16 protein-coding genes are annotated in these 14,767 nt (G+C 69.3%); 8 read left to right on the plus strand and 8 right to left on the minus strand.

Annotated elements, in window-relative coordinates; translation table 11 throughout:
* The 4 genes from ASJ79_RS34715 to ASJ79_RS05220 all read right to left on the minus strand — a co-directional run.
* On the minus strand, nucleotides 1-366 hold a 366-nt coding region (locus ASJ79_RS34715), incomplete at its 3' end, for an EthD family reductase (RefSeq protein ID WP_197420080.1).
* 21 nt (nucleotides 367-387) lie between these two features.
* Nucleotides 388-1,848, minus strand: coding sequence for a cytosine permease (locus ASJ79_RS05215; protein ID WP_067953677.1), 1,461 nt, complete (start codon nucleotides 1,846-1,848; stop codon nucleotides 388-390).
* Nucleotides 1,845-2,006 (minus strand): hypothetical protein, encoded by a 162-nt coding sequence (locus tag ASJ79_RS31995; protein WP_156448284.1) that lies wholly within the window; start codon nucleotides 2,004-2,006, stop codon nucleotides 1,845-1,847. The genes ASJ79_RS05215 and ASJ79_RS31995 overlap by 4 nt, the downstream gene beginning before the upstream one ends.
* A 29-nt stretch (nucleotides 2,007-2,035) precedes the next feature.
* The gene (locus tag ASJ79_RS05220; protein WP_067953678.1) at nucleotides 2,036-3,103 is read right to left on the minus strand and encodes an LLM class flavin-dependent oxidoreductase; all 1,068 of its coding nucleotides are present in this window, start codon (nucleotides 3,101-3,103) and stop codon (nucleotides 2,036-2,038) included.
* Nucleotides 3,104-3,204: 101 nt separating this feature from the next.
* On the opposite strand from ASJ79_RS05220, the gene ASJ79_RS05225 reads away from it, so the two are divergent.
* Nucleotides 3,205-4,260: an Lrp/AsnC family transcriptional regulator gene (locus ASJ79_RS05225; RefSeq protein WP_082753674.1), complete on the plus strand. Its 1,056-nt coding sequence runs from the start codon at nucleotides 3,205-3,207 to the stop codon at nucleotides 4,258-4,260.
* Here the strand turns inward: ASJ79_RS05225 and ASJ79_RS05230 are convergent.
* Nucleotides 4,233-5,720, minus strand: a complete 1,488-nt coding sequence (locus ASJ79_RS05230; RefSeq protein WP_231750731.1) for an aldehyde dehydrogenase — start codon at nucleotides 5,718-5,720, stop codon at nucleotides 4,233-4,235. The two genes, ASJ79_RS05225 and ASJ79_RS05230, sit on opposite strands and share 28 nt — an antisense overlap.
* Nucleotides 5,721-5,928: 208 nt before the next feature.
* Between ASJ79_RS05230 and ASJ79_RS05235 the strand changes: the two genes are divergently transcribed.
* The 4 genes from ASJ79_RS05235 (at nucleotide 5,929) to leuA (ending at nucleotide 9,448) form a co-directional block, all read left to right on the plus strand.
* Nucleotides 5,929-6,552, plus strand: coding sequence for a 3,4-dihydroxy-2-butanone-4-phosphate synthase (locus ASJ79_RS05235; protein WP_067953679.1), 624 nt, complete (start codon nucleotides 5,929-5,931; stop codon nucleotides 6,550-6,552).
* Nucleotides 6,549-6,974, plus strand: coding sequence for an ester cyclase (locus tag ASJ79_RS05240; RefSeq protein WP_067953680.1), 426 nt, complete (start codon nucleotides 6,549-6,551; stop codon nucleotides 6,972-6,974). The genes ASJ79_RS05235 and ASJ79_RS05240 overlap by 4 nt, the downstream gene beginning before the upstream one ends.
* Entirely contained in the window at nucleotides 6,974-7,558 is a 585-nt protein-coding gene (locus tag ASJ79_RS05245; RefSeq protein WP_082753672.1) for a flavin reductase family protein, read from the plus strand. Before ASJ79_RS05240 ends, ASJ79_RS05245 begins: the two co-directional genes overlap by 1 nt.
* Nucleotides 7,559-7,633: 75 nt before the next feature.
* On the plus strand, nucleotides 7,634-9,448 hold the full coding sequence (leuA, locus tag ASJ79_RS05250; protein WP_067953681.1) for a 2-isopropylmalate synthase: 1,815 nt from the start codon (nucleotides 7,634-7,636) through the stop codon (nucleotides 9,446-9,448).
* On the opposite strand, the gene ASJ79_RS05255 is transcribed toward leuA, so the two are convergent.
* Complete coding sequence (locus ASJ79_RS05255; protein WP_067953689.1) at nucleotides 9,417-10,115, minus strand: class I SAM-dependent methyltransferase; 699 nt, start codon at nucleotides 10,113-10,115, stop codon at nucleotides 9,417-9,419. The genes leuA and ASJ79_RS05255 overlap by 32 nt on opposite strands.
* A gap of 73 nt (nucleotides 10,116-10,188) precedes the next feature.
* Here ASJ79_RS05255 and ASJ79_RS05260 point away from each other — a divergent pair, with 73 nt between their 5' ends.
* Nucleotides 10,189-11,043, plus strand: a complete 855-nt coding sequence (locus tag ASJ79_RS05260; RefSeq protein WP_067953682.1) for an AraC family transcriptional regulator — start codon at nucleotides 10,189-10,191, stop codon at nucleotides 11,041-11,043.
* Here the strand turns inward: ASJ79_RS05260 and ASJ79_RS05265 are convergent.
* A complete protein-coding gene (locus tag ASJ79_RS05265) occupies nucleotides 11,030-12,031 on the minus strand; it encodes a DEDDh family exonuclease (protein ID WP_067953683.1) in 1,002 nt (333 codons plus the stop codon). The genes ASJ79_RS05260 and ASJ79_RS05265 overlap by 14 nt on opposite strands.
* Nucleotides 12,032-12,109: 78 nt before the next feature.
* Between ASJ79_RS05265 and ASJ79_RS05270 the strand changes: the two genes are divergently transcribed.
* Nucleotides 12,110-13,336 carry a MurT ligase domain-containing protein gene (locus ASJ79_RS05270; RefSeq protein ID WP_067953684.1) on the plus strand — a complete coding sequence of 409 codons (1,227 nt, stop codon included), beginning with the start codon at nucleotides 12,110-12,112 and terminating at the stop codon, nucleotides 13,334-13,336.
* Complete coding sequence (locus tag ASJ79_RS05275) at nucleotides 13,333-14,049, plus strand: type 1 glutamine amidotransferase (RefSeq protein WP_067953685.1); 717 nt, start codon at nucleotides 13,333-13,335, stop codon at nucleotides 14,047-14,049. The genes ASJ79_RS05270 and ASJ79_RS05275 overlap by 4 nt, the downstream gene beginning before the upstream one ends.
* A 3-nt stretch (nucleotides 14,050-14,052) precedes the next feature.
* Here ASJ79_RS05275 and ASJ79_RS05280 read toward each other — a convergent pair.
* Nucleotides 14,053-14,767, minus strand: a 715-nt coding sequence (locus ASJ79_RS05280) for an endonuclease domain-containing protein (RefSeq protein WP_067953686.1), incomplete at its 5' end; no start/stop codon positions are given.

Genomic DNA, 14,767 nt, shown 5'->3' on the forward strand with positions numbered 1-14,767 from the left:
CATCTCCTCGTCGGTCATCCCGGTGGTGTCCCAGTTGAACGACGGCGACAGGTTGTAGGCCAGCATCTTGTCCGGGTAGACGGCGTGGATCGCGTCGGCGAACTGTTTGGCGTCGGCCAGGTCGGCGACAGCTGCTTTCCCGGCGTCCGAATCCATCGACGCGGCGGCCTCGGCGGCGTCGTGGTAGCTCATCCGCGCCACCAGGTAGTAACCCTCGTCAGAGTCGGTGTCTCCGACCACCTTGCCCCAGGCGAACTCCCGCAGGTTCGGCAGCGCGTCCACCAGCGGCACGTGGGTGCCGCGGTAGTGCGCGTCGAAGGCGGCCGGGTCGGCCGGGCGGTTGTAGAGGACGATGACGTCGTGCATCAGATGCCTTTCTGGTGAGGGTCAGTCGGAGATGGTCGGGGCGGCCAGTGGCCTGCCGTCGGGCACCGCGGCAGGGTCGCCGTAGCCACCGGCGCCGCGCGGCCGCAGGAACGCCAGCACACCGGCGACGTAGACGGCGGCTGCCACCGCGGCGGCCGGGAACGTCGCGGTCAGGTACTCGAACGGGGTGCGGTAGACGTAGGTGACCGGGTCGAGCAGGTAGATGTAGGTGACGATCCCGGCGCCGAAGGCCACGAAGCCGACCGGGTTGAACCCGGCCAGGTAGTGGTACTTCGAGGTGTTGTCCTTCAGGTACAGCGACAGCACGTCGTAACGCTGCTTGCGCAGCAGGTACCAGTCGGCGATCTGGATACCGCACATCGGGGCGAACGCCACCCCGAGGAAGGCCACGAACACCGAGAAGAACGAATCGGCCGACTGCGCGAAGAACGCGACGACGAGCATCACCGGCGCCGACACCAGCAGGATGGTCATCTGCCAGGACAGCCTGTTGGCGCCCGGGATCTGGCGGACGGCCACGCTGGAGGCGTAGATGCCCATCATCGCGGTACCGACGTTGGCCACCAGAAGGAACAGCAGCATCAGCCCACCGATGACCACTCCGCCCTGGCTCAGCAGGAACGAGGTCGGATCGCCGCCGGAGTCGGTGACCACCAGCCCGGTGTACAGGCCCGTCAGCGAACCGAGCCCGACGCCGAGGCCGAAGCCGATCACCACCGGCCACAACGAGCTCCTGGCGCTCGGGTTGGTGCGCACGATCGCGCCGATGTAGGCCCACCAGGACAGGTTGCTGGCGATCAGCACCTCCATCGCGCTGGTCCAGTTGCCCGCCGCACTGTCGTACGCGGCGACCGGCAGCGCGTCGATCACGCCCTGGACGCCGACGCGCTGCACCAGCAGGAGCAGCACCACCAGGCTCATCACCGCGACCATCACCGCGATCACCGGTCCCCGGCTGCGGATGTACTCCGGGCCTCTGCGGATCAGGGCCAGCACCAGGAACACGGCGAGCACGCCGACCACGGCCACGCACACGCCGTGGTACCTGCGGTCCATCAGGCCGAAGGACACCAGCAGTTCGGCGATGGCGCGGCCCTTGTAGATGAACAGGATGACCGTCCAGCCCATCGCCGAGCAGTACACCAGCAGCATCGACACGTAGGAGCCGCGGTGGCCGAACTGCGCGCGGCTGGCCACCACCGAGTCGATGCCGTACTTCGAGCACATCGGCAGCGTGGCCAGCGTGACGAGCAGGATGCCCAGAAGCGAGCCGGCCAGGATGGCCACCGTGCCCATCGTCGCGTCGAGGTAGTAGGAGACGAAGCCGCCGATGGTGAAACACCAGGTGGCCATCGCCGCTGAGAACGCGGCCAGGAAGATGGCGATCTTCCCGAAGCCCCGCTCGCCCCGCATCAGCGGCCAGCCGTTCTCCTCCGCGATCTGAAGGCTGCCCAGTTTCACAGCATCACCCCCAGCAGCAGCAACAGCGCCGGCACCGCGACGGTGACGACGGCGAACCACAGATAGTCGATCCTGGTCAGGGGTTCACCCTGGTTCGCGGAGTCGTCGGCGATCGCCTGGCAGCGGCTGACCAGCTCAGCGGGTAGTTGCTCGGACATGGGTGGTCGGCTTTCTCTGACGGGCCCGGTCAGCGCTTGGCTGAGGGGTCGACGGCGGGGATGACTTCGTGGCCGATCAGTTCGAGGGACCGCTTGATGTTCTCGTGCCCGACGCCGTCGATTCGCAGCAGCACCTCGTCGACACCCATCTCCTCGACGCGCCGGATCCGCTCGATGAAATCCTCCGGGGTGCCGATCATGACCGACGGCGTGTAGTTGCACAGCCAGTCCAGGTCGTCCTGGTGCTCGATCAGCGCCTCCAGGGTGTCCAGGTAGGTGTATCCGGGGTTCTTCGACAGCGGGATGTAGAGGTTCAGGATGAACTTGAAGTACTCCATCGCGACCTCGCGGGCGGTCGCGCGGGCCTCCTCGCGGGTCTCGGCGCAGTAGGCGGTCGCCACGTACAGACCGCGGTAGTCGTTGGGCGCCGCCACCGCCGAATGGTCCGCGGTGTCGAACGCGGTGCGATACGCGTCCAGGCATTCCTGCAGGTAATCGAAGCCGAAGTAGTTGTCGAACGTGATGGCGCCGATGCCCCGGTTCCCGGCGTTGGTGTGCGTCTGGGCGCTGGAGGCGGCCACCGACACGGCGGGGTGCGGCTGGGTGTACGGCTTGGGCACCACCTCGACCGACGGGATCTTCCAGATCGGGCCGTCGTGTTCGAGCTTGTCGGCGGTCATCGCCTTCATCAGCACATCCATGCCGTCCTCCCACTGATCCCGGGTCTCGGCCGGGTTCACCCCGAAGGCCCCGAGGGTGGTGAGGTTGTTCGACCGCGCCGTGCACACCTCGGCGCGGCCGCGCGAGACGATGTCGAGGGTGGCCAGCCGCTCGGCGACCAGGATCGGGTGGTTCCACTTGAGCATCACCGACGCCATGGTGCGCAGTTTGATCCTGCTGGTGCGCATGGCGATCGCCGAGTACAGCACCTCGGGCGCGGCGATGGAGAAGCTCGGCGGGCTGAAGTGCTGTTCGGAGGTCCCCCAGGTGGAGAATCCGAGTTCGTCGGCGAGCGTCACCTCGTCGATGAGCTGGTGGTAGCGATCGAACGCCGTGGTGCCGGTCAGATCGCCTTCTTGCAGCAGGCCTACGCGCATCGCGAGGTCTCTCCTTCGTCGTCGAGGGGGTGGTTCTGGTTGTGACCGTGGCGGCTTGGGCCGTCTTGTAGGGTTTGCGGCATGTCGCGAAGGCCGGCCCGTTGACCGAGGTTCGCCGCGACGCCGACCGGTTCAGTCGCGAGATCGCCCAGACGCTGCAGTCCGATACGCAGGCGACGGATCTGGACGCCACCGATCTCGAGTTGATCGACCTTCTTCAACTCGACGGCCGGATGCCCTACACCGAACTGGCGCGCCGGATGCGGGTGACCGAGAAGACGGTCCGCCGCCGGGTGTCGCGACTGCTCGACGCGCGGTTCATCACCATCGCGGCGGTGACGGATCCGAGCTCTCTCGGATTCAATTGCATGGCACTGGTTTTGATCGCCGTGGACGGCACCCGCCCGCCGGTCGACATCGCCACCGAGCTGGTCTCGGTGCCTGAGATCGACTATGTGACGGTGACTTCGGGGCCGTTCGCGATCCAGGCCGAAGTGGTCTGCACCGACAAGCAGGAGCTCTACGACACCGCATTCGGCGCCATCGGCTCGGTGGCCGGGGTCCGGTCGGTGGAGATCCTGCCCTACCTGCGCCTGCACTACCAGCAGGCCCGGTTCGCCGGGCGCGCCAACGGCGGTGGCGTGCGGCCCAATCCGCTCGACGCGACCGACCGGGCGATCGTGGCCCGCCTGGCGGCCGACGGTCGCGCCCCGTTCCGGGATTTCGCGTCCACCCTGGGTGTTTCGGAAACCACCGTCCGGCTGCGGTACGCCAAACTGCTGGAATCCGGTGCGGTGCGGGTGATGTGCATCGTCAACCCGCTCCGCCTGGGCTTCCGCTTCACCAGCTGGGTGGGCATCACGCTCGGTGAGCAGGGCCGGGCCGAGGACGTTGCCGAGGCGCTGACCCGGTTGACCGCGGTGTCCTACGTGGCGATCACCGCGGGCCGGTTCGACATCCTCGCCGAGGTCGTGACCGAGACCGGAGAATCCCTGCTCGCCGTGCTGGACAACGAGATCCGGCCGATCGAGGGGGTGGGCACGGTCCAGTCCTGGATGTACCTGACCCTGTTCTACAAGGCCATCCGGCCCCGCCGGACAGATGTCGGGGACGATCACGGCGGTGACGTTCAAGACAGCGACATCCAGACCGTCTGAGTGTCGAGGTACTTCTCCAGACCCTCGGGCCCGCAGTCGCGGCCGATGCCGGATCCCTTGACCCCGCCGAACGGGGCGGCGGCGTTGTAGTCGGCGTAGGTGTTGACCCACACCAGCCCGGCCTGCAGCCGTTGCGCGACGGAGTGCGCCTTGCGCGCGTCGTTGGTCCAGACGCCGGCGGTCAGGCCGTACTTGCCCGCGTTGGCCCGCGGGACCAGTTCCTCGAGCGAGTCGAACGGCTGGATCACCAGCACCGGCCCGAAGATCTCTTCTGCCACCACGCGATCGCCGTCGGCAGGGTCGACGACGGCGGTGGGTTCGAGGAAGAACCCGTCTCCCTGCGGCCGCGAACCGCCGAACTCGACTCGGCCGGTCGTCCCGTCCACAGCGTCGAGGTAACGCTCCACCTTGTCGCGGTGTGCGGCCGACACCAGCGGCCCCATCGTGACGTCGCGGTTCAGCGCGGGTCCGAGGACCAGCGACCGGGCGTGGTCGGCGACCACACCGAGCACGTCGTCGAGCACGCTGCGTTCGACCATCAGCCGGGAACCGCTGAAGCACACCTGGCCCGAGTAGAAGAAAGCCGTGACGGCCGCCGCGGCGGCGGCTTTGGCGACATCGGCGTCGGCGAAGATGATGTTCGGGTTCTTACCGCCGAGCTCGAGTGAGATGTGCTTGAGCGATCGGCCCGCCTCGGCGCCCAGATGCCGGCCCACGCGCTCCGAGCCGGTGAACGAGATCTTGTTGACCAGCGGGTGGGAGATCAGCTCCTGACCGGTGGTCGGGCCCGCCCCGGTCACGACGTTGAGGGTGCCCGGCGGCAGACCGGCCTCGATCGCCAGCTCCGCCAGCCGCAGCGACGACAGCGACGTCAGCTCGGACGGTTTGAGCACCACGGTGTTACCCGCCGCCAGTGCCGGCGCCACCTTGATGGCCGCCTGGCAGAAGGGGAAGTTCCACGGCGTGATCGCGGCGACCACACCGAGCGGAACCTTGCGGGTGTAGACGTGGCTGTCCGGCGTGTCGACGGGGACGACCGCGCCGGTCAGCTTGGTCGGCCAGCCGGCGTAGTAGCGGAACTGTTCCACAGCCAGCGGCAGGTCGACGGCCTCGACGTAGGAAACCGGCTTTCCGCCCTCCAGCGCGTCGTACTCGGCGAGCTCGGTTGCGTGCGCCTCGATCAGATCGGCGAACCGGTGCAGCGCGGCCTCCCGCCGGCCGGGCAACAACGTCCCCCACTCGCCGGTGAACGCCTCGGCGGCCGACCGCACAGCGGTGTCCACCAGTCCGGCGTCGCTGTCGGTGACCGAGGTGATCTCGGTTCCCGTCGACGGATCGACCGTCGCCAACCGCGCGTCGGCCGGTTCCACGCGCTGTCCCCCGACGAATCCACCGTGCGCGGTGCTCACGAAGGCCCGGGCGTTCGCGGTGCTGAGGACGTGGGAGGACGCGGTTGTCACGGATGAGTCTCCTCGAAGATCGACTGCGGCGACTGTTGAGCCGACGTGCGCAGTCACGTTATGCGCAGAATCACCATTGATCAAGACTGTTTTTCAAACCTGATCGGGTTTACATGACCGTAATGCGCTACATTCGCTGCATTCGCTCCTGTCGCCGCCTGAACTGTCCGAGCGCCGAACCCGATCCCGCGAGCTCGAGAGGACGATCATGACGATCGCCGCTGATCTGCCCGAACCGCCGACGCCGTCCCAGCGGGTGCGCCACCCCGTCGGGGCGGCGCTGCGAGAAGGGCGGCCGGTGATCCTGCTCGACGCGGCAGGCGCCGTGCTCGCCCAGCCGGCCGCCGCCGTCACCGCCGCCACGATGCACTTCGCGATCCGCCACTCCAGCGGACTGATTCACGCCGCGATGCCGAGCTCGCTGCTGGACCGGCTCCGCATCCCCGACCAGCAGGTGCTGGCCGCCGAGCACAACCAGAACGGCTTCACCGTCGCCGTCGACGCAGCCACCGGGATCGGGACCGGTATCTCCGCCGGCGACCGCGCGCGCACGATGCGGGTGCTCGCCGATCCCGGCACCGTCGCAGGCGATCTGATCCGCCCCGGTCACGTGCTCCCCGTCCGCTGCAGCGACGGCGGCTACGCACACCGGCGACGGGTGTGGGAACTGGCGGTGGACCTCGTCCGCGCGGCCGGCCACGCCCCGGTGGCGATGGCGTGCCGCCTGGTCGGCGACGACGGCGATGTGCTGAGCTCCGACGCCGCCCTCGAGTTCGGCTTCGCCCATCGGATCGCGTTGTCGGGCAAGGCCGGTAGGCAGGAGGCGAGATGAGGCCTGCTCAGAACCGGGGCGGCGAGGTGGTGGCCCGGGTCATCGAAGGCGTCTGGAACAGCGGCCGGGTGGACGACCTCGACCTCCTCCTCGCCGCCGGCTACGTGCGGCACGGCCGCGACTCCAGCACGTCGGCGGACGCGGTGAAGGAGTCGGTCCTGCTGACCCGCCGGGCGTTTCCCGATCTGCACACCACGATCCGGCACCTCGTCTGCGACGGCGATCTGGTGGCCACGCACTGGCGCAGCGTCGGGACCCACCGGGGCGATTTCCACGACCTTCCGGTCACCGGCAGGACGGTGGAGATCACCGGTATGACGTTCTCCCGGCTGAGCGGCGACCGGATCGCCGAGGAGTGGGAAAGCTGGGACCACCGCGACCTGTTCGCAAGCCTCGGCGTCGTGAATCTCTGGGAGGCCTGATGTCCGACACCGCTGCCGACACCGCACAGGAACAGATCAAGGCGTTCCACCGCAAGTTCGCCACCGGGGTCACCGTGGTCACCACCATGGCGCACGGCCGCCCCCGCGGGCTCGCGGTCAACGCGTTCACCAGCGTCACGGTCTCACCGGCGGTGATCCTGGTCTGTGTGGCGAGATCGTCGTCCACCCACGACGCGTTGTTCGGCGCGACCCGGTTCGCGGTGAACCTGCTGGCCCACGACCAGGTCGACGTCGCGGCCCGGTTCGCGACGAAGTCCGAGGACAAGTTCGCGGGCCTGGCCTGGCATACCGGCCCGCACGGCATGCCGGTGCTCGACGGGGCCTGCGCGCACCTGGAAGCCGAGACCAGCACGCGGGCGCGGACGTCGTCACACACGGTGTTCTTCGGTGAGGTGCTCAGCGCGCACGCGGCCGACTCGGCGCCGCTGATCTACGCCGACGCGCAGTTCTACGACGGCGCCGCCCTGCAACCCGTGACCACCGGTTTTGGAGATCTCGGCGGGACGAGTACAGTCGGGGACGTGCAGCGGGTGCTCCTTCTCGGACGCCGCGACGGGGTCTGATCCAGACCGGCCTCCCGTCGCGGGTGTTCGCGATGCGCCGGTCTGAAATCCCCTAGACCCTTCCGGAGCACCGACATGACCGAGAACTTCAATCCCGACGCCTACAGCTCGGTACGCACCATCAGCACCCCCTCGGGTGCACCCCATCCCGGACAGCCCTCCTGGAACACCCAGCGTGGTTCCGCCATGCCGGTCAACCGCTACCGCAGCTTCGACGACGAGGTCGAGCCGATCCGGCTGCCCGACCGCACCTGGCCCGACAAGGTCATCGACACCGCACCGATGTGGGCCGCGGTGGATCTGCGCGACGGCAACCAGGCGCTGATCGACCCGATGAGCCCGGCCCGGAAACGCCGCATGTTCGACCTGCTGGTGCGGATGGGCTACAAGGAGATCGAGGTCGGCTTCCCGTCGGCGAGCCAGACCGACTTCGACTTCGTCCGCGAGATCATCGAGCAGGGCGCCATCCCCGACGACGTGACCATCCAGGTGCTGACCCAGTGCCGGCCCGAATTGATCGAGCGCACGTTCAAGGCCTGCGAGGGCGCGCCGCGGGCGATCGTGCACTTCTACAACTCGACGTCGATCCTGCAGCGCCGCGTGGTGTTCCGCGCCGACCGGGACGCGGTGCGCAAGATCGCCACCGACGGCGCCCGGATGTGCGTCGAGGAGGCCCAGAAGTATCCGGACACGCTGTGGCGCTTCGAGTACTCCCCCGAGTCCTACACGGGCACCGAGCTGGAGTACGCGGTCGAGGTGTGCAACGCCGTCGCCGAGGTGGTCAAGCCCACCCCGGAGTGGCCGCTGATCGTCAACCTGCCGGCCACCGTCGAGATGGCCACCCCGAACGTGTACGCCGACTCGATCGAGTGGATGCACCGGCACCTGACGCCGCGCGACTCGATCATCCTGAGCCTGCACCCGCACAACGACCGCGGAACAGCCGTTGCCGCAGCGGAATTGGGCTATGCGGCGGGCGCGGACCGCATCGAGGGCTGCCTGTTCGGCAACGGTGAGCGCACCGGCAACGTGTGCCTGGTGACGCTGGGCATGAACCTGTTCTCCCGCGGCGTGGACCCGCAGATCGACTTCTCCAACATCGACGAGATCCGCCGCACCGTCGAGTACTGCAACCAGCTGCCGGTCCACGAACGGCACCCCTACGGCGGCGATCTGGTGTACACCGCGTTCTCGGGCAGCCACCAGGACGCCATCAACAAGGGCTTGGACGCGATGAAAGTGTCGGCCGACGAACAGGATTCGGACGTCGATGACATCCTGTGGCAGGTTCCGTACCTGCCGATCGACCCGAAGAACGTCGGCCGCACCTACGAGGCCGTCATCCGGGTGAACTCGCAGTCCGGCAAGGGTGGCGTCGCCTACATCATGAAGGCCGACCACGGTCTGGCGCTGCCGCGGCGCCTGCAGATCGAGTTCAGCCAGGCGATCCAGCAGATCACCGATGGCGAGGGCGGCGAGGTGTCGCCCAAGGAGATGTGGGACGCGTTCTACGAGGAGTACCTGGCGCCGATCACCCCGCTGGAGCGGATGCGGCAGAAGGTCGACGCGGCGGAGGTCGACGGGGGCACGGACACCATCACCGCGGTGGTCAAGGTCGACGGCGAGGAGCGCGAGATCGTCGGTGCGGGCAACGGTCCGCTGGCGGCGTTCTGTGATGCTTTAGGTGCGTTGGGCATTCGTGTCAACGTGCTGGACTACTCCGAGCACGCGATGTCGGCCGGTGAGGAAGCCCAGGCCGCGGCCTACGTGGAAGCCGAGATCGGCGGCAAGACCGTGTGGGGAGTCGGGATCGCCACCTCGATCACCACGGCGTCGCTGCGTGCGGTGGTGTCGGCGGTCAACCGGGCTGCCCGCCGGTCGGCGGTCTGACCTCCCCTGCCGGCCGGACCGCCCGGATGTAGGTCACCGGCCCGAACAGTCGCAGCCTGCGGCTCGCCACCACCGACGTGTCGAACCCGGCGGCCGCGATGAGCTGCGGCAGCCGCGCACCGGCGGCCACATGGTCGTGGCCGGTCAGCCGCGACATCAGGCCCTGCCGGCCCGAACCGCCGACATCGACCACGTGCAGCCGCCCGCCGGGCTTGAGCACGCGCCACGCCTCGGCCAGCGCTGCCGCCTTCACGTCCTCTTCCAGGTGGTGCAGCATCAGCGATGACAGCACCCGATCGAACGAGCCATCGGCGAACGGAAGTTGCTGGGCGTAGGCGACCCCGAACCGGACACGGTCCGTCTCGCCGACCTTGCGCCGCGCCCGGGCGAGCGCCAAGGGGTCGGGGTCGACGGCGGTGATCCGGGCAGACGCCCCGGCGCGCACCGCACGGAGCGTGATATTTCCTGTGCCACACCCGATTTCGAGCACATCGAGATCTCCTGTCAACTCGGCCTGAGCGATCAGCTCGTCATAGGCTGGGTGCGCCCCGAGCACCCGGACCAGGACGTCGTACGCGGGCAGGAAGATGTCGCGACCGGCGGCGGGCAGGTAGTCGTGGTCGTTGCCCCAGGTCGCCGTCAGCCGATGAGATGATTTTTCTGTCATGCGAACCATGCTGGCCGTTGGCCGACAACGGGTGTGGACCGATCTTCGGCTATACCAGGACTATCTTCGGGTCATGACCGAGATCGCCGGCTTCGCCGGTCGCCACGACGGCCTGCCGGTGTACGCGTACCCGCGCGACCGCTTCCGCGCGCCGGTGTCGGTGCTGGCACTCGGTCCCGGCGGGCCGCCGGTCCGGAGGCCGCATGTCCACGAATTCCCGGTGCTGGTCTGTCAACCCGACACCGGACTGGTCGACGTGGTGGCGGCGGGCCGGCCCGTCGACCCGGACCGGGCCGGCCACCGGGACGGTGCGGTGGCCGTGTTCTTCGACCCGTCCGCGCTGGGCGAGGGGGCACGCTCACCGTGGCCGACGTGGAGAGCGCATCCGCTGCTGTTCCCGTTTCTGCACGGGCATCGCGACGGCGTGCTGCGACTGGAGGTCCCCGCTTCCCGGCGTTCCTTCTGGCGGGCCGGTCTCGCGGCCCTGCAGACCGAGTTGACCGAGCGCCGGGACGGTTACGCGCAAGCGGCACTGGCGCATCTGACCGTGCTGCTGATCGACTTGGCGCGCATCTCCGACGACGTGGCCGGCGATCTGCGACGCAGCAACGAGCCCGTGCTGGCGCAGGTGTTCGACGTCATCGAACGCCGGCTGGGAGAACCGCTGTCGTTGCGCGACGTGGCCCGGGACTGCGGTCTCACCCCGGGGTATCTCACGACGCTGGTCCGCTGCCGGACCGGCCGCACCGTCGGCGAGTGGATCACCGAGCGCCGGATGGCGGAGGCTCGCACGCTCCTGCTGGGCACCGAGCTCACCGTCGCGGAGGTGGGCAGGCGCGTCGGGATGACCGATGCCGGCTACTTCACCCGGCAGTTCCGGCGCCGCCACGGTGCGTCGCCGCGCGCGTGGCGGATCAGAACAGGGTGAACTGGTCGCCGGCCGGCGACTGCTCGGTGAACTCCTCGACGGCCGAGCCGCCGATCACCGAGTCCAGGTGCTGCACGAACGCCGCACTGCTCAGCAGCGGCACGCCGAGTTCACCGGCGTGGTAGCCCCTGCCCTGCCCGGGCGCCGGATCGTCGCAGACCACCAGCGAGGTGTGCCCGTCGACGGCCTCGGTGTACCCGAGCCCGGCGTGCAGGATGCGTTCGACGAGCTCCTCGTGGGTGTGGCCGACCTCGGCGGCCAGCGCGACGCGCATGCCCTGCACCAGCGGCCGCCCGGCCACGAAGCGGCCGGGGTTGGCGTAGGGGCACGGCATCCGCGCGGCCAGCGCCTTGAGCGGCCGGAACTCGTCGTGGGTGACGCGACCGTTCGGCCAGCGGCGCCGGGTGACCGGATGCACCGGCAGCCACTTGCGGCGCTCCTGGGCACGCACCAGCACCGGTTTGAGGATCTGCGCCAGCACCATCGCGTCGTCGAGCGCGTCGTGCGGCTTCATCTGGGTCACACCCCAGTGCGCGGCCAGCGTCTCCAGCCGCAGATTCTCCAGGCCCAGGTCGAGGCGCCGCGCCAGTTCGACGGTGCACATCACCGTGTCCACCGGCAGCTCGGCGCGCACCATCTCGGCTTCGGCGGCCAGGAACGCGTAGTCGAAACCGACGTTGTGGGCCACCAGGGTGCGACCGCGCAGCACCTCACACAGGTCACCGACGACGTCACCGAACGTCGGCTGGCCGGCCAGCATCTCGGCGGTCAGCCCGTGCACGTGCGTCGGGCCGGGATCCACCCCGGGATCGAGCAGACTGTAAAGGCTCTTCTCGACGTTTCCGTCGTCACTGAGGGCCAGCGCCGCGACGCTGACGATGCGCGCCTGACCCGGCCGGAAACCCGAGGTCTCGACGTCCACCACGGCCCAGCCCGCGCCGACTTCGTCGGCGGGTCTGCCCCAGCGACTTCCGGCGGATGAGCTCACCCTCCGAGAATGACACGCAGCTCTGACAAGGCCTGCTCCATCGCCCCGCGTGTCGGCCGCTCTTCTAAACTGCCGGGGATGGTCATCACCCCGCGCGGACGTATCGCGCTCGCCGCCGGAGCGGGCGCGCGCTGGGCGTCCCGGGTCACCGGTCGGGGCGCCGGCGCGATGATCGGCGGCCTGGTCGCGATGACGCTGGACAGATCGATCCTCGGCCAGCTGGGCAGGGACCGGCGCACGGTCGTCATCACCGGCACCAACGGCAAGTCGACGACCACGCGGATGACCGCCGCGGCGCTGGCCACAGTCGGGCGGGTGGCGACCAACGCCGAGGGCGCCAACATGGACGCCGGACTGGTCGCCGCGCTGGCCGCCGCCCCGGAGGCGCCGCTGGCCGCGCTCGAGGTCGACGAGATGCACGTCCCCCACGTCAGCGACGCGGTCGCGCCGTCGGTGATCGTGCTGCTCAACCTGTCGCGCGACCAGCTCGACCGGGTCGGTGAGATCAACCACATCGAGCGCACCCTGCGCGCCGGCCTGGCCCGGCATCCGTCGGCGGTCGTGGTGGCCAACTGCGACGACGTGCTGATGACCTCGGCGGCCTACGACTGCCCGAACGTGGTGTGGGTGGCCGCGGGTGGCGGCTGGGCCAGCGACTCGGTCAGCTGCCCGCGCTCCGGGGAGGTCATCGTCCGCGACGGCGCGCACTGGTATTCGACGGGCACCGATTTCACACGGCCCACCCCGGACTGGTGGTTCGACGACACCCACATCCACGGACCCGGCGGGTTGTCGCTGCCGATGTCGCTGACGTTGCCGGGCACCGTGAACCGGGGCAACGCCACCCAGGCCGTCGCCGCGGCGGTGACCCTCGGCGCCGACCCGGCCGTCGCGGTGGCCGCGGTGTCCGCCGTCGACGAGGTGGCCGGCCGCTACCGCACCGTGCAGATCGGCGCGCACACCGCACGGATCCTGCTGGCGAAGAACCCGGCCGGCTGGCAGGAGGCGCTGGCGATGGTGGACCGCGACGCGGCCGGCGTCGTGATCGCGGTCAACGGTCAGGTGCCCGACGGTGAGGACCTGTCGTGGCTGTGGGACGTGCGTTTCGAGCACTTCGAGTCGGTGCCGGTGGTGGCCGCCGGGGAGCGCGGCACCGATCTCGCGGTCCGGCTCGGGTACGCGGGTGTGGAGCACACCCTGGTGCACGACACGCTGGCCGCGATCGCGTCGTGTCCGCCCGGGCACGTCGAGGTGCTCGCGAATTACACGGCGTTCCTGCAGCTGAACAGGCGGTTGCCGAAGTGAGCGAGTCGACGGTGCGGATCGGGCTGGTGCTGCCCGACGTGATGGGCACCTACGGTGACGGCGGCAACTCGGTGGTGCTGCGGCAACGGTTGCGGCTGCGGGGCATCGACGCCGAGATCGTCGAGATCACCCTCGACGATCCGGTGCCCGCCGAGCTGGACCTTTACACCCTCGGCGGCGCCGAGGACTACGCGCAGCGGCTGGCGACCAAGCATCTGATGCGCTATCCCGGTCTGCAGCAGGCGGTTTCGCGGGGCGCTCCGGTGCTGGCGATCTGTGCGGCGATCCAGGTGCTGGGCCACTGGTACGAGACGTCGGCCGGGGAACGGGTGGACGGGGTCGGCGTGCTGGACGTGACGACGTCCCCGCAACCGGAACGCACGATCGGGGAGGTGGCCGCGACCCCGCTGGTCGACGGGCTGACCGAACCGTTGACCGGTTTCGAGAACCACCGCGGCGGAACGGTTCTGGGCTCCGATGCGCGGCCGTTGGCGACGGTGACCAAGGGGGCAGGCAACCGGGCCGGCGACGGCATCGACGGCGCTGTGCAGGGCAGCACCGTCGCGACCTATCTGCACGGGTGCTGCCTGGCCCGGAATCCGCAACTGGCCGACCACCTGCTCGCCAAGGTGGTGGGACCTCTTGCGCCGCTGGATCTTCCGGAGGTCGACCAGCTCCGGCGCGAGCGCCTGGCCGCCCCGCGGCGGGTGTGAGGGTTACGCGGCGAGCGTCCTGACAAACCTCTGCATCTCGGTGGCGGTGACGCGGCACCCTCGGCTCGCCAGCGCAGACTCGGTCCTCGCGAGCCACTGTGCCGGCCGGTCTTCGGCGATCACCCGGATGACGATCCAGCCTCGCTCCTCGAGCATCCGCGCACGCGCGATGTCCTTGACGTACTGCTCGCGGTTCTTGCGGTGGTGATCACCGTCGTATTCGACCGCGACCTTGTAGTCCGGCCATCCCATATCCAGGAACGCGACCGGCCGCGTCCCTTCCAGAATCGGGATCTGCGTCTGCGGGCGGGGAAAACCGCAGTCCAGCAACCACAGTCGGATCCTGCTCTCCTGCAAGGAGGCGGCGCCGCCGTCGACCAGGGGCAGCAGGTCGCGAAGTTGGCCGACTCCGTGTGCGCGTGGCCGCCGATCAGCCAGTTCGGCGACCTCGTCGATGGAGAACCGCTGGTTCCACATCAGCGCGTCCAAGCGGGCCAAGGCCTCCCCGCGGAGCAACAGGCGGCCGAGGTCGAATGCCGTCCTGATCCGCGACGTGACCGGAAGCCCAGCCCGACGGACGATCTCGTCGTCGTCGACCGCGTCGGCACGGATGATCAGGCCCCGCTGCGGACGGCTCTTCACCCCGGTCACCTCGATCGGGATGTCGGCGTCGACCCACGGCGCCCCGTGCAGCGCCGCGGCCGCCAGCCCGGCGATC

Source organism: Mycobacterium sp. NAZ190054, from assembly GCF_001545925.1.
GTDB lineage: Bacteria > Actinomycetota > Actinomycetes > Mycobacteriales > Mycobacteriaceae > Mycobacterium.